Below are 16,326 nucleotides of genomic sequence, written 5' to 3' on the forward strand. Positions count from 1 at the left end.
GTGCTCACCTCTCTCCCGACCGCTCGGCACCGGGAAGTTTTGGATCAGGAAGTTTTGGAAGTCCGAAAATCGAAAAATCGCCGGCGCGCGCCGGCGCGTCGGTGCGGATCGCCGCGCGCAGCCTTGCCGAGCGCGCCCGCGGATTGGCCGATATCTCGGCCTCACCGGGCGTCACGCCGCTGCCCACCTTGTTGAAGGTGGCGCTGCGCGCCTGCGCCTCGGGCAGGTGCCGCGATCCGGTCGCCGCATCGGCGCGATCGGCGATGAAGCGCTTGACGATGCGGTCTTCCAGGGAATGGAACGTTACTACGGCCAGCCGTCCGCCCGGTTTCAGCACGCGTTCAGCCGCAAACAGCGCTTTGGCCAGTTCGCCGAGTTCGTCATTGACGAAAATGCGCAGCGCCTGGAAGACGCGGGTCGCTGGATGGATCTTGTCCTTCGGCGCGCGGCCGATATGCGTTTCAATGGCGTCTGCAAGGTCGAGCGTGCGCTCGAACGGATGTTTTTCGCGACGGCTTTCAATCATGCGGGCGATGCGGCCGGCATGGCGCTCTTCGCCAAGAAACCCGAAGATGCGGGCAAGATCGCCCACCTTGAAAGAGTTGACGACATCGGCGGCGCTGAGGCCAGCCTGCGCCATGCGCATATCGAGCGGTCCGTCGGCACGGAACGAAAAACCGCGCTCCGCCTGATCGATCTGCATGGAGGAGATGCCGATGTCGAGCACGACGCCGTCAGCGCTTTCGACATGCTCGTCCAATGTCGAGAACGGCGCCTGGACGAGCCGGAGCCTGCCGCCCGATTGTTGCTCGAGAACACGACCGGCAGCAATCGCATCCGGATCGCGGTCGATCGCGACAACCGAGGCGCCCCTCGCCAGAATGGCTTTGGTGTAGCCGCCGGCGCCGAATGTGCCGTCGACGACCACCTCGCCCGTTTTGGGCGAAAGCGCCTCCAGCACTTCGGCAAGGAGGACCGGAATGTGACGGGCCGGTCCGCCAACGGCGTGAGGGTCATCGCCGTAGCCCGCCATCATTCCGGCCGCTCCCCAGGCTTCGTCCCCTGCCGAAGCTGCAAAAGCCGGGCGCGTGCTTCCGCCCCATAGGCGGTGAGCCGTCCAGGTTCCCAGATCTGAAAGAAATTGCCGCGGCCGACAAAAGCCGCTTCCGCGGAAATGCCGGTATGCTCGCGGATGAAATCGGTCATCGAGATGCGGCCGTCCTGATCGAGCTTGAGAAAGGTTCCATCGCCATGGCAGAAGAACGACATGTCGTCCGAGGTCTGCAGGAAGGGGTCTTCCTGCGCGATGCGCTGCTCGTAGCGGTCGAGCAGGTCGAGCCCGCCGACATCCATCGCCGGACGGTCCAGGCAGCGCAGCGCATAGAGTTCCGAATAACCGCGCTTCTGCACAACCGCACGGAAATGCGCTGGAACGGACACCCGCCCCTTCGCATCGATCCTGTTCACTGCGCTTGACAGAAACCGGTCCATTACGCGTTACGGCCGCTTGCGCCGCCGCACCCCTCTGCATCTTCCCGCCCGCGCCGCCGCAGCGCGGTCCCTGCCCAAAACTCACTTCGTTCCAGATGGCAAAAACAGGCGAACGCGCAGCCGCCGCGGCTGCCCGATTGGCGTACGCTTCACCCTGACGCGGAACGAAGGCTTGAATATCTGAATGGGATATCATGGGGCACTATGGGCGTCAACGGGAACAGGCTTCACAAAACGCGCGCCACAACCGATGAGGGCAGCTTTGACGGCACTCCCGTGTTTATGCTCCATTAAGCCTAACGAACCGTTTAGAGCCGATTGGCCTAACCGGAGGCGGCTTGCCGCGGAGCGCCACCACACATAGCGTTGGCTGTCTTTTCTCGGTCAGAAACAGGTTCTTTTCTCGGTCAGAAGGTTGAAAATACATGTCCGAAACAGCCAAGTCGCGCGCGGCCACCCTCGCCCATTTGCGTGGCGTCAAGCTCGCCAAGGGCGATCCGGTCTCGCTGCCGCTGACAATGACGACCACTTTCCATCTGCCCGGCAATCCGGCCGGCGTCAGCCAGTACGGGCGCTACGACAATCCGACGTGGGAAGCGGTGGAAGACATGCTCGGCCACCTCGAGGACGCGCCGTCCGTGGCGTTCCCGTCGGGCATGGCCGCGATTGCGGCGGTCTTCTTCGCGCTGCTCAAGGCGGGCGATCGCATCCTGTTGCCGTCCGATGGTTACTACACGCCGCGCCTGCTTGCCGAGCGCTTCCTCAAACCTTTCGGCCTCCCGTTCGACACACGACCGACCAAGTCCTTTGTGGACGGCGGTTTTTCCGGCTACCGACTGGTGTTCGTCGAGACCCCATCCAATCCTGGGCTGGACATTTGCGACCTGGCCGGCGTGGCGCGCCTTGCGCACGAGGCCGGCGCGCTGGTCGTCGCCGACAACACGACGATGACGCCTTACGGTCAGCGCCCGCTCGACCTCGGCGCCGATATCGTCGTTGCCGCTGACACCAAGGCGCCCAATGGCCATTCCGATGCGCTGTTCGGCCATGTCGCCAGCCGTGACGCCGGGATCATCACCGCCATCCGCGAGTGGCGCAAACTGTCGGGCTCGATCCCCGGACCATTCGAAGCCTGGCTGGTCCATCGAGGCCTCGAGACGCTGGAAGTCCGCTTCGAGCGCATGTGCAAATCGGCCGAACTGATCGCCCGGCGCCTGACAAATCATCGGGCCGTGAAATCCGTCCGCTTTCCTGGACTGGAGGATGACCCTTCACACATTCTGGCGACCACCCAGATGGAGCGTTTCGGCTTCCTCATCGGCCTCGACCTGGGGAGCGAAGCCAGGGCCGAAGCGTTCATCGGCGCCTGCGCGCTGATCCAGCCGGCGACCTCCTTCGGCGGCGTCCACTCTTCGGCCGAGCGGCGCGCCCGTTGGGGTGATGCAGTGCCGCCCGGCTTTGTTCGCCTGTCGGTCGGCTGCGAGCCGGTGGAAGCGCTTTGGCAGGCGATCGAGGCGTCGCTGGCCCCGGGGCTAGACTGCGTCGACGGTTGAGCGAACCGATCACGAAGCCAGATCGTCGGCTTCGATATTGCGCCGGCCATGCAGCACACGCAGGATCTCGACTGCATCCTCGCCGACACGGTACAGTGTGAGGTATTCGCCGACGACCAGATGGCGGATGCCGTGCGCGATGTCTTCGCGCGGTGCGCCCGAGAAAGGATAAGTCGTCAGTTGCTGCCAGCGCGCTTCGATCCGGTCGAGCAGCCGGTCCGCTGCAGCCTCGTCGCCTCGCGCGATATGAAGCCAGATCGCGATCAAATCCTCTTCTGCATTTGCAGTTCGGACGATGGGCAGCAAATTCATGCTGCGTTATCGGATTTCAATCGTCTACGTGCTTCGGCCTTGATTTCATCGATCGACGCAAATCGTCCCGGTCCGCTGTCGATCCCCTCCTGCACCAGCTTGCGCAACTCCTCGACCGTGTAGCCGTGCAAGTCACGGCGGTCCTTCCATTGCCTGAGTGCGTCGCGGATCACCTCGCTCGCCGAAGCATATTCGCCGGCGGCGACCACATCGTCGACCGCCGCCGCCAATTCCGGCGAAAGCGTGATGCTGCGCTTGTCGACCTGACCCATGGTGCGCTCCTGATACTGCCCGTACTAATGCATGTCGCGCAAAAGTGTGCAGCGGTTCTGCGATAACGACATGCATAAACAACAACCTAAAGCGCGCCGCGAGAGGACGGTCGAACGCGACGCGCTTTAGGAAAGTACGATTTAATCGCACCAGTTTCAAGAAACGCTTGCTCCATGCACAGCCCAGTAAAAGCTGATTCAGTCAATGAAGCGCCTGAACCAGCAAGCGCGCCCGAAGACGCAACCTGCTGATATCAGGGAATTTCCTTGTAAAAATCTGGACGAAAATTGCCAGCTGGCCTGTAAGCCGGGTTCTGTATGGCCCTCGCCCCTTGCGGCGCGAGAACGTGGCGGCCATTCATCTTGGGCGCATGTTGCCATGCGCCTCACGCAACCTACCCGGGCGGTGAGCCGGAAACAGCCCTCGAGGGTTTCCCCTCGCACCGCCCCTATTCGGTCTTGCTCCCGGTGGGGTTTACCGTGCCGCTCCTGTTGCCAGTCGCGCGGTGGGCTCTTACCCCACCCTTTCACCCTTACCACGACGGATCGTGGCGGTTTGCTTTCTGTGGCACTTTCCCTAGGGTCGCCCCCGCCGGCCATTAACCGGCACCGTGTCTCCATGGAGCCCGGACTTTCCTCACCCGCAGCCTTTCGGCTTCGCGGGTGCGGCCGCCCGGCCAGCTGGCAAGGCGTATAAAGGGATTCACATTCGAAAACGCAAACAAAAAAGCAGGTCCCAGTCTATTACGATCTATTACGTCTATTACGCCGGCGCTCCAAGCGCGGCCAGCTGCACTTTGACCTTGCCGCAATAGGCCGCGGAAATCGGGTTCATCCGCTTGGCGCCATGGCCGGCATTGTACTTCAGGATCGTGCCGCAGGTCGTGCCGTCGCCGAGGTTGCGCGCCATGGCGAGGTATTTCATGCCGTATTTGATGTTGGTCTCGGGATCGTGGAGACCCTTGATCGAGCCGCTGTAACCCATCATCCGCGCCGTCGACGGCTTGATCTGCATCAGGCCGATCTCACCGGCGCGGCCGACCTGGTTCGGCTGAAACCTGCTCTCGATCATGATGACGGCCTTGGCGAGCGAGACCGGCACACCATTGCTGGCCGCATGACGCTCGATGATCGTCGAATACTGGCCGCTATCGCCAGCGGCCGCCGGCTTCGGCGCCGCCGCCCGGCTTTGCCGGCCGATCGATGCCGTCGTCGCCTGGTCGATGCGGGTCCTGTTGCGCTTCACATGCCGCTTGGAGACTGACTTCTTTGCAACGACTGCCTTCTTTGCAACGACTGCCTTCTTTGCAGAGACCTTTTCCGCCTTTGCGGATGCTGGCTTTTTCGCTTTCACCGCAGCAACTTTTTTCGCCTTTGCGGAGGCTGTCCTTTTTTCTCCGGCATCTTGCCCGGCTTTCGGCGTGGCAGTCTTATCGGACGCGGTCATGAAACCCTGGTCGGCCCGCTGGCTCAAAGGCGCGCCATTGGCCGCACCGATGGCAAAAGTCATTACGCCGGCAGCAACAGCTGCCGTTAAAACGGTCAATTTCTGCATGGGATCCTGTTCTGTTTGAACCGCGCGAAGAACTTCACGCAGCTACGCCAATCAACGTCGGAACATTTGGGAGACTGTAGGTCCGACGACTTGCACGGATCGCCTTTGACGGTCGAATTGGCGGCAAAAAAGGCGGGGCAAGTCACTTTAAATGACAGGCTGTAACTTACAGCCAGGAAAAGACTACTTGGACGGAACTGCCCTCACCGAGCCAAGCAGCCGTTCCAGCGTGCGAATTGTCGATCCGTCGGCCACGCCATCCACTTTGCGTTGCCGGAAATGCCTCTGGAAAGCCTCGACCACGATTTCGGTTTGCCGATCGAAAGCGCCTGATATCTCCACGCCATAACCGTAGAGCGCCAGCATCGACTGCAACGCCTCGACCTCGGCAGACGCATCGCCGGCCTTCAGCACCGCGCCGCGCCTGACGGGTGCCGCTTCGACAAGATGGCCGACACCGGCCTCGAACAGGGCCTTCCAGGGGAATCTCTCGCCTGGGTCGATCTTGCGTCCCGGCGCCACGTCGGAATGGGCGAGCACCCGTTGAGCCGGGATGGAATGGCGCTGAACAATCCTCTTGCACAGGCCGATCAGGGCATCGATCTGCCGTTTCGGAAAATTCCGGTAGCCCAGCGAATGTCCCGGATTGACGATCTCGATGCCGACCGAACAGGAGTTGATGTCGCTACGTCCGAACCAGGAACTCTTGCCGGCATGCCAGGCACGGTCGCTTTCCCTGACCATCTGGACGATGCGGCCGTCCTCATGGACGAGGTAGTGCGACGAAACCTCGCTGGCTGAATCGCACAGCCATGCTTCGGCGCCGGCGCCGGTCTCCATGCCGGTGTAGTGCAGCACGATCATGTCGACCGTCTCGCGTCGTGGACCGAAATTCGGCGATACCCTGACCTCGGCGATCGGCTCGTCGGGCAGGAAGCCGCTCATGCGTGCCGCAGGCCCCGTTCGATCATCTCATAGGCCGCGTTGATCGCCGCTATCCTGCTGGTTGCGATCTTGATGAATTCCTGCGGCAGGCCGCGTGCGATCAGCCGGTCGGGATGGTTGTCCGAAACCAGCTTGCGGTAACGCTTCCTGACCTCCTCGAAGGTTTTTCCCCGCTCGATGCCGAGCACGACATAGGGATCGGCCGCACCCAGATCGACGTGCCGGGCCAGAATGCTCTGGTAATGCGCCTCCTCGATCCGGAAGATCTCGGCGATGCGATGCAGGAACTGACCTTCGCGCTCGTGGACCAGCCCGTCGGCCTTGGCGATATGGAACAGCCCGTCGAGAATGTCCTCCAGCATCGCGCAGTTCGAATGGCCGGAGCCGCAAAGCTGCGCCATGCGTGCGGCATAGGTCTCGAAGCCGGCGATGTCGCGCTTGGCCAGATCGTAGAGCCGCGCCACATTGCGCGTCTGCTCCTTCGGCACTTCGAATATCTGCTGGAAAGCGCGCACCTCGTCCTGGGTGACGATGCCGTCGGCCTTGGCCATCTTGGCCGACAGCGCGATCATCGCCACCGAGAAGGCGACGCGCCGGCGCAGGTCGGGGTCGCCGGAGAAAACCGTGCGCACAGCCTCGACCACGTCGGCGACGCCGGACGAGGTTGAGGACGAAACGCGGGTGATGAAGTCGCCGAGGCGATCCCAAATCGACATGGGCACCTATTAGGGCTAACTGGCCGCCGCTATCAAGCCCACCGCTATCAAGCTGAAGACAATGCCGCAGGGCCGGCCCAGCCGATTTCGCGCCCTCCCGAGCAGGCGGCCTCCCTGAGCAGCTGGCGCAACCGTCGATCATGGAAATTAGCAGGCAGCAACGGCCATGGCGCGCGAAACTGCAAGCCTTCGTCACCTCGCCATTTCGGCCCCTTCTGCTGGGCCAAAAAGTGACAGGCGAAACCGAGCTTGCGGCGGCGGCCCGCAAGAAGATTGTCCTGAAGTCAGAAGGCCGGCAGGATGCCGGCCTTCCGTTCATCACATAAGAATTACTGCGCCGGCGCAGATGGCTGTGCCGGAGCCGGCTCGGCCGGCTTGGTCGCGTCGGGAGCCGGCTGCATCGGCTGTTCGTTCGCCGGCGGATTGGTGCTCTGCGTGGTGGTAGCGTCCCCGCCCGTGCCGCTGTCGCTGCAAGCCGCAACGCCAAGCAGGGCAAGCGCCGAAACCGACGCAAGAATGAGTTTCTTCATGACATCTCTCCTCTAATCACGCCCCCGCTACCGGTGACGATCGAGGACAGAATGCACCAAATGCCCCATGGGTTTCATAACGTTGCATTTCCGTATGTAACATCATCTGCTTTTTGCGTTGCCGGCGAAGCCATGGCGAATTAACACCAGACCATGTCGAATTAGCACATTTGAATCAATAAAATGCCCGGGAGAGCTGCCGTGACCGTCAAATGGGATTTCTGGATCGACCGCGGCGGCACCTTCACCGATGTCATCGGCCGGGACCCGCAAGGCGGGCTGCACCCGCGCAAGCTGCTATCCGAAAATCCCGAAGCCTATGCCGACGCCGCCATCCAGGGCATTCGCGATCTGCTCGGGCTAAAATCCGGCGCGCCGATCCCATCCGGCCTGATCGGCGACATCAAGATGGGCACCACCGTTGCCACCAACGCGCTTCTGGAGCGCAAGGGCGACCGTGTGCTGCTGCTCATCACCAGGGGATTTCGCGACGCGCTGAGGATCGCCTATCAGGCGCGGCCCGATATCTTCGCCAAGCAGATCATCCTTCCCGAACAGCTCAACGAGCTCGTCATCGAGGTCGACGAGCGCGTGCGCGCCGACGGCCGCGTCGAAAGGCTGCTCGACATCGCCGCCATGCGCCCGGCCATCGAACAAGCCAAGGCCGACGGCATCGACGCGGTGGCGATCGTGTTCATGCACGCCTGGAAATATCCCGACCACGAAAAGGCGGTTGCAAAAGTCTGCAGGAAACTGGGGTTTTCGCAGATCTCGGTCAGTCATGAGGTCTCGCCGCTCATCAAGCTGGTCGGCCGCGGCGACACGACGGTGGTCGACGCCTATTTGTCGCCGATTCTGGCAAGGTATGTGCAGAGGGTGGCGCAAGAGCTGGGCCTCCTCTCCCCCCTCGACGGGGAGATGGCTGCGCAGCAGCCAGAGAGTGTCATCTCAGAAGGCACCGCCAGAGCGTCGAACCCAGTCGAACCGACCCCTCCCGGCGGCTTCACCGCCACCCTCCCCTCGAGGGGGAGGGAATCCCCTCGCCTGATGTTCATGATGTCATCCGGCGGCCTTACCGCCGCCGATATGTTCCAGGGCAAGGACGCATTGCTGTCCGGTCCGGCCGGCGGCGTCGTCGGCATGGTCGAGACAGCAAAGCTCGCCGGTTTCGACAAGGTCATCGGCTTCGACATGGGCGGCACCTCAACCGACGTCGCCCATTATGACGGCGACTATGAGCGCGCCTTCGACACCGAGGTTGCCGGCGTGCGCATCCGCGCGCCGATGATGCGCATTCACACCGTCGCCGCCGGCGGCGGCTCCATCCTGCACTACGAGGCCGGCCGTTTTCGCGCCGGGCCGGATTCGGCCGGCGCTAGTCCCGGCCCGGCCGCCTACCGACGCGGCGGCCCGCTGGCCGTCACCGACGCCAATGTCATGCTGGGCAAGCTGCAGCCCGACTTCTTCCCGGCCATTTTTGGACCCGGCCAGGACGAGCCGCTCGACGTGCAAACCGTGCGCGAGAAATTCGCCGCACTCGCCGCCGAAATCGGCGACGGCCGCGCGCCGGAGGCGGTCGCCGAAGGGTTCGTCACCATCGCCGTCGAAAACATGGCCAACGCCATCAAGAAGATTTCCGTGCAGCGCGGCTACGACGTCACCGAGTATCTCCTGAACTGTTTTGGCGGCGCCGGCGGCCAGCACGCCTGCCTCGTTGCCGACGCACTCGGCATGGAGGCGGTGCTGATCCATCCCTTCTCCGGCCTGCTGTCGGCCTATGGCATTGGATTGTCCTCGATTTTTTCGTCGCGCCAGCAGGCGCTGCTGAAACCGCTGGCGGAAGTGTCCAGGCCGGCAATCGACGAGCTCATCGCGACGCTGCGCAAAGCCGTCATCGACGAGCTTGCCGCGCAAGGCATTGCCGAGGACGCCGTCGCCTCGAAACCGGTGCTGCAGATCCGCTACGACGGCACCGACACCGCGCTGCCGGTGAATTTCGGGCACGGTTCGATCGCACGGGCCAAGGCGGATTTCGAAGCCGCCCACAAGGCGCAGTTCGGCTTCGTCTATGACGACAAGCCGATGATCGTGGAATCGGTCGGCGTCGAAGGCATCGACAGCGGCGACGCCGGCCGCGAGGAAAGTGATTCAATCCTTGAGGACATCGCCGCAAGCCCTTCGGAAAATAGGCAAATCTTCATCGACAGCGCTTGGCGAGACGCCGGCATTTTCCGCCGCGAGGCGCTTAAACCGGGGCACAAGCTAGGCGGCCCGGCCCTGGTCATCGAACCGAACCAGACCATCGTCGTCGAGCCGGGCTGGCAGGCCGAAATCACCGCCAGGAACCACGTGCTCCTGCGTCGCATCGAGAAAAAGCGCCGGCTGGCGGCGCTCGGCACCGAGGCCGATCCGGTCATGCTGGAGGTGTTCAACAACCTGTTCATGTCGATCGCCGAACAGATGGGCGTGACGCTGCAAAACACCGCCTCTTCGGTCAACATCAAGGAACGGCTGGATTTCTCCTGTGCCGTCTTCGACCGCAATGGCGCGCTGGTCGCCAATGCGCCGCACATGCCGGTGCATCTGGGCTCCATGGACCGTTCGGTGGAAACCATCATCCGGCTCAACTCCGGCGACATTCACCCCGGCGACGTCTTCGCACTGAATGCGCCTTATAATGGCGGCACGCATCTGCCTGACATTACGGTGGTGGCGCCGGTCTTTGAGGATGGGCGCCCAATCTCCCCCCATGTGGGGGAGATGTCGGCGAAGCCGACAGAGGGGGGCGCTGTCCCGCCAACGCCTCCAATTGGCGAGACGGCATATCGCGAAGCCGAGCGCTCGACGTTGTCCCCCTCTGCCCTGCCCTCTTTGTCACCAATTGGCATCTCCCCCACAAGGGGGGAGATCGGCCAATCGGCAAAGATCCTCTTCTACGTCGCCTCGCGCGGCCATCATGCCGACATTGGCGGCACGGCGCCCGGCTCGATGACGCCGCTCGCCACCACCGTCGACGAGGAAGGCGTGCTGTTCGACAATTTCCGCATCGTCGATCGCGGCCGCTTCCGCGAGAAGGAGCTGGAGACACTGCTCACCGACCACCCCTACCCGGCGCGCAATCCGCACCAGAACATCGCCGACCTCAAGGCGCAGATTGCCGCCAATGAAAAGGGCGTTGCCGAGTTGCGCGAGATGGTCGCGCATTTCGGCCTTGGCGTGGTCGAGGCCTATATGGGCCATGTCCAGGACAATGCCGCCGAAAGCGTGCGCCGCGTGCTGGAGCGGCTGCCCGACAACTCCGTATACGAGTATCCGACCGACACCGGCCAAATCATCAAGGTGAAGATATCGGTCGACCGGCAAAAGCGTGAGGCGACCGTCGACTTCACCGGCACATCGCCGGTCATGAAGAACAACTTCAACGCCCCCGAGCCGGTCGCCCGCGCAGCCGTGCTCTATGCGTTCCGCGTCATGGTCGAGGACATGATCCCGATGAATGCCGGGTGCCTGAGACCGATCAACATCATCATTCCCGAGGGTTGCATGCTGAAGCCGACCTACCCGGCCGCGGTCGTCGCCGGCAATGTCGAGACATCGCAGCACGTCACCAATGCGCTGTTCGGCGCCATGGGCGCGATGGCCAATGCGCAAGGCACGATGAACAACCTCACCTTCGGCAACAAAAAATACCAGTATTACGAGACGATCTGCTCCGGCTCGCCGGCAGGCCGGATGAACAGCGGTCGCGGCTTTGCCGGCACCTCCGGCGTCCACACCCACATGACCAATTCGCGCCTGACCGACCCGGAAGTGCTGGAGTTGCGGTTCCCCGTCCTGCTCGAGGATTTCCACATCCGCGAAGGCTCCGGCGGCAAAGGCAAATGGAGTGCCGGCGACGGCACCGAGCGCACCATCCGTTTCCTCGAAAAGATGGAATGCGCGATCCTGTCCTCACATCGCAATCGCCCGCCGCAAGGCCTGGACGGCGGCGGCGATGGCGAGGTCGGCTCGACCAAGGTTCGCCGCAAGGATGGCCGCATCGAAGTCCTGAAGGCTTGCGACCAGACGGTGCTCGAGGCCGGTGAAGCCGTCATCGTGACGACGCCGACGCCGGGCGGATTTGGCAAGGCCTGAACTCGCCTCAACAGACTGTCACCGGCCTGTCATCCACCTGCGCTACCCGCTTGCGGCAAAGCAAACGGGGAATCGCCTTGCCATGACCGACATTTCCGGAGAACTGGTTTTTCGCCGCGGCAAGCAAGTTGGCAAGGCCGTCTACCAGAACCGCCCGCTGTCGAAGGCCGGCCTCTCAGAACGGCTCTTCGCCTTGCTGTTTTCCGGCCTCGTCTATCCGCAGATCTGGGAAGACCCCGACGTCGACATGGAGGCGATGCAGCTTGGCCAGGGCCACCGCGTCGTCACCATCGCCTCGGGTGGCTGTAACATCCTTGCCTATCTCACCCGGTCACCGGAACGGATCGACGCCGTCGATCTCAACGCCGCCCATATCGCGCTGAACCGCATGAAGCTCGAAGCGGTGCGCCATCTGCCGTCGCAGGGTGACCTGTTCCGTTTCTTCGGCGCTGCCGAAACCCGTCACAATTCGCAAGCCTACGACCGTTTCATCGCGCCGCATCTCGACCCGGTCAGCCGTCATTACTGGGAACATCGCAACTGGCGCCGGCGTCGCCGCATCGCCGTCTTCGACAGCAATTTTTACCAGACCGGACTGCTCGGCCTGTTCATTGCCATGGGCCATCGCACCGCCAAATTCTTCGGCGTCGATCCGGCCGGCATCATGGAAGCCAAAAGCCTCGTCGACCAGCGCCGCTTCTTCGACGAGGAACTGGCGCCGGTTTTCGAAAAACCGCTGCTGAAATGGGCAACATCGCGAAAAGCCTCGCTGTTCGGCCTCGGCATTCCGCCGGCACAGTACGATTCGCTGATCACCTCGGGCGACGGCACCATGGCCAGCGTGCTGAAGGCCCGGCTGGAAAAGCTCGCCTGCGATTTTCCGCTGGAGAACAACTATTTCGCCTGGCAGGCTTTTGCCCGCCGCTACCCCAATCCCGGCGAGGCGGCGCTGCCTGCCTATCTCGAAAAACGCAACTACAAAACGATCCGCAACAATGTCGACCGCGTCGCCATCCACCATGCCAATCTGATCGAGTTCCTTGCCGGCAAGGATGCCGGTTCGGTCGACCGCTTCGTCCTGCTCGACGCGCAGGACTGGATGACCGACGACCAGCTCAATGCGCTGTGGGCCGAGATCACCCGCACCGCGTCGACCGATGCTCGCGTCATCTTCCGCACTGCGGCCGAACCCAGCCTGTTGCCCGGCCGGGTCTCGAAGTCGCTGCTCGACCAGTGGAGCTATGCGGACGAGGCCTCGCGCGAATTCTCGGCCCGCGACCGTTCGGCCATCTATGGCGGCTTCCACCTCTATGTGAAGCAAGCCGCATGAGCGCGACCGAACTGCCGGCCAGGCACGGCGAACCGCCGGCCGGGCACGGCGAACTGATGGACGGCGTCTACCGCTGGCAGCGCCACATCTACGACCTGACCCGCAAATATTACCTGCTCGGCCGCGACCGGCTGATATCAGGGCTGGAAGTGCCGGCCGGTGGCACCGTGCTCGAGCTTGGCTGCGGCACCGGCCGCAACATCGTCCTCGCCGCCCGCCTTTATCCCGACGCCCGCTTCTTCGGTCTCGATATTTCAGCCGAAATGCTGGAAACGGCCACTGCTGCCATTGCCCGCGAAGGTCTTTCCGGCCGCGTCAAGCTGGCGCGCGGCGACGCCACTGATTTCGACGCGAAGGCGCTATTTTCCGTCGAAAGTTTCGACCGCATTTTTGTCTCCTATTCGCTGTCGATGATCCCCGGCTGGGAGAAGACGATTTCGGCGGCACTTGCAGCCCTGTCACCCGGCGGTTCGCTGCACGTCGTCGATTTCGGCCAGCAGGAGGCCCTGCCCCGCTGGTTCCGCACGCTGCTGCGCGGCTGGCTGAGAAAATTCCACGTCGATCCGCGCGAGGCCCTGCGAGACGTCCTGGAATCGGAATCTGCAAAGATCGGCGGAACCCTTCGGTTTAGAACGCTTTTTCGCGGTTACGCCTGGCTGGCTGTGATCAAGATCGCCGTCTAGCTCCTCAGCACGGAGGATTTGGCTTTTGACTGACGGGCGCTGACGACCGGCCTGCAGCTGGCAGCTTCGCTGCGCCTGCACATCAACGTTGGACATTAGCGAAAGCCGCAATCACGGCCAATCTCCCCCCTTGTGGGGGAGATGTCCGGCAGGACAGAGGGGGGCGCCTCGCTCTGCCATCAAAGGTTCTGCACAGTCGTGATCGTGCAAGGCCTTTGGCGACGGCTGCATAGACGCTGCGGCGAGCGACCGCCACATTCCTCTAATCCAGCGCCTTCACCAGCGCTGCCAGCATGGTCTGCGGCCGGTAGCCGAGCTTGGCCGGCGTCAGGCCGAGCCGCACCACCACAAGCTGCTCCGACGGGATGATGGCGACCGTCTGCCCGTCATGGCCTTCCATCCAATAGCTATCCCTTGGCAGGCCCGCAGCGATGCCGGCGCCGGGGCTCTCCTCGTCGCCCGGACCCTCGATCCACACTTGGCCGCTGCCATAGACTTTCGAGGCGGGTGCGGCTTCCCGCATCCAGGCGACGAAGCCGGCAGGCAGGATCTCCTGGCCGTTCCAGACACCGTCCTGCAGCAGGAACTGGCCGAAGCGCGCCCAGTCGCGGGCGGTGGCGTAGAGATAGGACGAGCCGACGAAGGTGCCATGCTCGTCGGCCTCCAGCACAGCGCTCTGCATGCCGAGCGGGTCGAACAGCGAAACCCTCGGCCACGCCAGCGCCTTGTTCTTATCGCCGATCGCATCCTGCCAGAGCCGCGACAGCATCACTGCCGTGCCGCTCGAATAGGAAAATACCTTGCCCACCTCGCCGGTCAGCGGCTTGGATCCGGCAAAGCCCGCCATATCAGGCTCGAGATAGAGCATCCGCGTCACGTCGGTGACGTCGCCATAATCCTCGTTGAACTCCAGCCCGCTCGACATCGCCATCATGTCGGCGAGACTGATGGCGGCGCGGCCGTCCGCTTTCCAGGGTCCGAACAGGCCCTGGTTGGTCATCACCATCTTGCCGTCCTTCACCACCGTGCCGACGATCGCGGCATTGACCGTCTTGGTCATCGACCAGCCAAGCAGCGGCGTCTTTTCGGTAAAACCTGCACCATAACGCTCGGCGACGATGCGGCCGTTCTTGACCACCACCACAGCCCGCATACCGGCGCCGGTCATTGCAGGATCGTCGAGGATTTTCACGATTTCGGGGTTTTGCGAGGCATCAACTCTGTCGCCCTCCGGCCAGAGCACGTCGAGCGGCGGCGCCGGTGTCAGCGGCGCCCCGGCGACTGCTTTGGCCCTGGCGCTGTCGCCATCCGGAACCGAAGCACAGCCGAGCCCGTCGCGAACGACGGCGACGCTCTTGCCGAACACGCCGAACAGCCCGGCCGAAACCGTCCCCTGCTCCCAGTCGACCGACACCCGCATCAGCCTGAGCAGCGGGTGGCCCGGCGCCTGCACGTCGACGGCGAGCACCTGATCGGCATCGCGTCCGGCGATAAAGACATTCGAGCAGACGATCTTGGCCGTATAGCCCGAGCCGACGCGGATCAGTTCCGGCGGCGCCAGATACAGCCAGGCAGCGAGTGCTGCGACCGCCAGCACGGCCAGCCCGAGCAGCCATTTCACCAGCCTCAGAACAGTCTGCATTCTTCCGACTCTCCCCGGACGCTCATCCATGCCATTGATTTGCCGCCATTGCTTCGGCAAAATCGCGGTTCTGGTCGAGCGCTGTCAACGGAATATCAACCATGATCGGCGATCACTGATGCATGTCGCCCAAAAGCATGCCCCCGGGCCCGAACCGGGGGTGCGCAGCGGTTTTGGGATAACGACATGCCATAAAAAAGATCAAGGCGCGCCGAAGCGGCGCGCTTTGGGATAGGAGAGCGGTCCTGTGGGGCGATCGCTTGGGGGCACGGTCGAGGGACCACCTGCAGCAACAACCCATCAGCGGCCGGCTGAAACCGGTTCAGGAGTAGCGATGCGCCGTTTCGCGGCTTTCATTATGCTGACGCTGCTGGGCGCCTGCTCGACCGTCGCCGATCTTGCGCCTCCCTCATCGGGCGCGCCGAGCGTTGCGGTGCGCGCACCCCGTTTTGACGACTCCGACCCGCATGAGTGGGACAGCGGCGCGCCGTGGAGCTATGCCGTTCATGGCACCGACGTCTCCAAATACCAGACCTCGGTCGATTGGCCGGCGGCCAGGGCCAGCGGCATTTCCTTCGTTTTCGTCAAGGCGACGGAAGGTGGCGATCGCTTCGACGCGTATTTCAACGAGCATTGGAGCCGCACGAAAGCCGCCGGAATTCCGCGCGCCGCCTATCATTTCTACTATTTTTGCACGCCGGCCGCGACGCAGGCGCGCTGGTTCATCCAGAACGTGCCCAGAGACCGCTCGGCAATGCCGCCGGTTCTCGACATGGAATGGAACCCGCAATCGCCGACCTGCAAGCTGCGTCCCAATGCGGCCACGGTGCGCAGCGAGATGAGCACTTTCCTCGAAATCGTCGAAAAGCACTATGGCAAGAAGCCGATCATCTACACCTCGATCGATTTCTTCGACGACAACGGCCTGTCGGCCTTCCGCGGCTATCCCTACTGGCTGCGTTCGGTGGCCGGCCATCCGCGCAAAAGATACGGCAGCCACCCGTTCACCTTCTGGCAGTACACCGGAACCGGTATTGTGCCGGGCATCTCAGGCAAGGCCGATATCAACGTGTTCAACGGCTCGGAAGCCACCTGGAACAAATGGCTGCGGCAGAACACCCGTTGACAGCGGGCCTGCAGCCTGCTTTTCGACACAGCCAATG

General features: G+C 63.0%; 15 protein-coding genes and 1 other RNA gene. 6 read left to right on the forward strand and 10 right to left on the reverse strand.

What is annotated here, in order from left to right:
• Positions 1 to 4: 4 nt before the first annotated feature.
• The gene (gene rsmH / locus AC0L2R_RS12185; protein WP_473509137.1) at positions 5 to 1,036 is read right to left on the reverse strand and encodes a 16S rRNA (cytosine(1402)-N(4))-methyltransferase RsmH; all 1,032 of its coding nucleotides are present in this window, start codon (positions 1,034 to 1,036) and stop codon (positions 5 to 7) included.
• A complete protein-coding gene (mraZ, locus tag AC0L2R_RS12190) occupies positions 1,033 to 1,491 on the reverse strand; it encodes a division/cell wall cluster transcriptional repressor MraZ (protein ID WP_473509139.1) in 459 nt (152 codons plus the stop codon). The genes rsmH and mraZ overlap by 4 nt, the downstream gene beginning before the upstream one ends.
• 425 nt (positions 1,492 to 1,916) lie before the next feature.
• On the opposite strand from mraZ, the gene AC0L2R_RS12195 reads away from it, so the two are divergent.
• Positions 1,917 to 3,044 (forward strand): cystathionine gamma-lyase, encoded by a 1,128-nt coding sequence (locus AC0L2R_RS12195; protein ID WP_473509140.1) that lies wholly within the window; start codon positions 1,917 to 1,919, stop codon positions 3,042 to 3,044.
• Between the two features lie 9 nt (positions 3,045 to 3,053).
• Here the strand turns inward: AC0L2R_RS12195 and AC0L2R_RS12200 are convergent, their stop codons facing one another.
• The 4 genes from AC0L2R_RS12200 to AC0L2R_RS12215 all read right to left on the reverse strand — a co-directional run bounded on the left by AC0L2R_RS12200 (position 3,054) and on the right by AC0L2R_RS12215 (position 4,874).
• Positions 3,054 to 3,356, reverse strand: a complete 303-nt coding sequence (locus AC0L2R_RS12200; protein WP_473509142.1) for a type II toxin-antitoxin system RelE/ParE family toxin — start codon at positions 3,354 to 3,356, stop codon at positions 3,054 to 3,056.
• Positions 3,353 to 3,628, reverse strand: a complete 276-nt coding sequence (locus AC0L2R_RS12205) for a type II toxin-antitoxin system ParD family antitoxin (RefSeq protein WP_123151966.1) — start codon at positions 3,626 to 3,628, stop codon at positions 3,353 to 3,355. The genes AC0L2R_RS12200 and AC0L2R_RS12205 overlap by 4 nt, the downstream gene beginning before the upstream one ends.
• 287 nt (positions 3,629 to 3,915) lie before the next feature.
• Positions 3,916 to 4,313: RNase P RNA component class A (gene rnpB / locus AC0L2R_RS12210), an RNA gene on the reverse strand.
• Positions 4,314 to 4,391: 78 nt separating this feature from the next.
• Complete coding sequence (locus AC0L2R_RS12215) at positions 4,392 to 4,874, reverse strand: lytic transglycosylase domain-containing protein (protein ID WP_329609676.1); 483 nt, start codon at positions 4,872 to 4,874, stop codon at positions 4,392 to 4,394.
• 7 nt (positions 4,875 to 4,881) lie between these two features.
• Here AC0L2R_RS12215 and AC0L2R_RS12220 point away from each other — a divergent pair, with 7 nt between their 5' ends.
• Positions 4,882 to 5,202, forward strand: coding sequence for a hypothetical protein (locus AC0L2R_RS12220; RefSeq protein WP_473509144.1), 321 nt, complete (start codon positions 4,882 to 4,884; stop codon positions 5,200 to 5,202).
• Between the two features lie 164 nt (positions 5,203 to 5,366).
• On the opposite strand, the gene AC0L2R_RS12225 is transcribed toward AC0L2R_RS12220, so the two are convergent.
• The 3 genes from AC0L2R_RS12225 to AC0L2R_RS12235 form a co-directional block, all read right to left on the reverse strand.
• Positions 5,367 to 6,128 carry an N-acetylmuramoyl-L-alanine amidase gene (locus tag AC0L2R_RS12225; protein WP_473509146.1) on the reverse strand — a complete coding sequence of 254 codons (762 nt, stop codon included), beginning with the start codon at positions 6,126 to 6,128 and terminating at the stop codon, positions 5,367 to 5,369.
• Positions 6,125 to 6,844 (reverse strand): J domain-containing protein, encoded by a 720-nt coding sequence (locus tag AC0L2R_RS12230; RefSeq protein WP_023798724.1) that lies wholly within the window; start codon positions 6,842 to 6,844, stop codon positions 6,125 to 6,127. The genes AC0L2R_RS12225 and AC0L2R_RS12230 overlap by 4 nt, the downstream gene beginning before the upstream one ends.
• Positions 6,845 to 7,173: 329 nt before the next feature.
• Positions 7,174 to 7,374: a hypothetical protein gene (locus AC0L2R_RS12235; RefSeq protein ID WP_023798723.1), complete on the reverse strand. Its 201-nt coding sequence runs from the start codon at positions 7,372 to 7,374 to the stop codon at positions 7,174 to 7,176.
• Positions 7,375 to 7,575: 201 nt separating this feature from the next.
• Here AC0L2R_RS12235 and AC0L2R_RS12240 point away from each other — a divergent pair, with 201 nt between their 5' ends.
• The 3 genes from AC0L2R_RS12240 to AC0L2R_RS12250 all read left to right on the forward strand — a co-directional run bounded on the left by AC0L2R_RS12240 (position 7,576) and on the right by AC0L2R_RS12250 (position 13,521).
• Positions 7,576 to 11,508, forward strand: a complete 3,933-nt coding sequence (locus tag AC0L2R_RS12240; protein WP_473509148.1) for a hydantoinase B/oxoprolinase family protein — start codon at positions 7,576 to 7,578, stop codon at positions 11,506 to 11,508.
• An 82-nt stretch (positions 11,509 to 11,590) separates the two neighbouring features.
• A complete protein-coding gene (locus AC0L2R_RS12245; protein ID WP_473509149.1) occupies positions 11,591 to 12,838 on the forward strand; it encodes a BtaA family protein in 1,248 nt (415 codons plus the stop codon).
• The gene (locus AC0L2R_RS12250; protein ID WP_473509151.1) at positions 12,835 to 13,521 is read left to right on the forward strand and encodes a class I SAM-dependent methyltransferase; all 687 of its coding nucleotides are present in this window, start codon (positions 12,835 to 12,837) and stop codon (positions 13,519 to 13,521) included. The genes AC0L2R_RS12245 and AC0L2R_RS12250 overlap by 4 nt, the downstream gene beginning before the upstream one ends.
• A 262-nt stretch (positions 13,522 to 13,783) precedes the next feature.
• Here AC0L2R_RS12250 and AC0L2R_RS12255 read toward each other — a convergent pair whose 3' ends face one another.
• A complete protein-coding gene (locus AC0L2R_RS12255) occupies positions 13,784 to 15,163 on the reverse strand; it encodes a serine hydrolase domain-containing protein (protein ID WP_473509153.1) in 1,380 nt (459 codons plus the stop codon).
• A gap of 334 nt (positions 15,164 to 15,497) precedes the next feature.
• On the opposite strand from AC0L2R_RS12255, the gene AC0L2R_RS12260 reads away from it, so the two are divergent.
• Positions 15,498 to 16,289 carry a glycoside hydrolase family 25 protein gene (locus AC0L2R_RS12260; protein WP_473509155.1) on the forward strand — a complete coding sequence of 264 codons (792 nt, stop codon included), beginning with the start codon at positions 15,498 to 15,500 and terminating at the stop codon, positions 16,287 to 16,289.
• Positions 16,290 to 16,326: the final 37 nt, after the last annotated feature.

It is taken from the genome of Mesorhizobium sp. WSM4820 (assembly GCF_055811075.1).

Excerpts from the sequence above, each read along its gene's own strand:
- AC0L2R_RS12245 (WP_473509149.1), top strand. The coding sequence starts at position 11,591 with ATGACCGACATTTCCGGAGAACTGGTTTTTCGCCGCGGCAAGCAAGTT.
- rsmH (WP_473509137.1), bottom strand. The coding sequence starts at position 1,036 with ATGATGGCGGGCTACGGCGATGACCCTCACGCCGTTGGCGGACCGGCC.
- AC0L2R_RS12200 (WP_473509142.1), bottom strand. The coding sequence starts at position 3,356 with ATGAATTTGCTGCCCATCGTCCGAACTGCAAATGCAGAAGAGGATTTG.
- AC0L2R_RS12225 (WP_473509146.1), bottom strand. The coding sequence starts at position 6,128 with ATGAGCGGCTTCCTGCCCGACGAGCCGATCGCCGAGGTCAGGGTATCG.
- AC0L2R_RS12250 (WP_473509151.1), top strand. The coding sequence starts at position 12,835 with ATGAGCGCGACCGAACTGCCGGCCAGGCACGGCGAACCGCCGGCCGGG.
- AC0L2R_RS12235 (WP_023798723.1), bottom strand. The coding sequence starts at position 7,374 with ATGAAGAAACTCATTCTTGCGTCGGTTTCGGCGCTTGCCCTGCTTGGC.
- AC0L2R_RS12205 (WP_123151966.1), bottom strand. The coding sequence starts at position 3,628 with ATGGGTCAGGTCGACAAGCGCAGCATCACGCTTTCGCCGGAATTGGCG.
- AC0L2R_RS12195 (WP_473509140.1), top strand. The coding sequence starts at position 1,917 with ATGTCCGAAACAGCCAAGTCGCGCGCGGCCACCCTCGCCCATTTGCGT.
- AC0L2R_RS12230 (WP_023798724.1), bottom strand. The coding sequence starts at position 6,844 with ATGTCGATTTGGGATCGCCTCGGCGACTTCATCACCCGCGTTTCGTCC.
- mraZ (WP_473509139.1), bottom strand. The coding sequence starts at position 1,491 with ATGGACCGGTTTCTGTCAAGCGCAGTGAACAGGATCGATGCGAAGGGG.
- AC0L2R_RS12260 (WP_473509155.1), top strand. The coding sequence starts at position 15,498 with ATGCGCCGTTTCGCGGCTTTCATTATGCTGACGCTGCTGGGCGCCTGC.
- AC0L2R_RS12255 (WP_473509153.1), bottom strand. The coding sequence starts at position 15,163 with ATGCAGACTGTTCTGAGGCTGGTGAAATGGCTGCTCGGGCTGGCCGTG.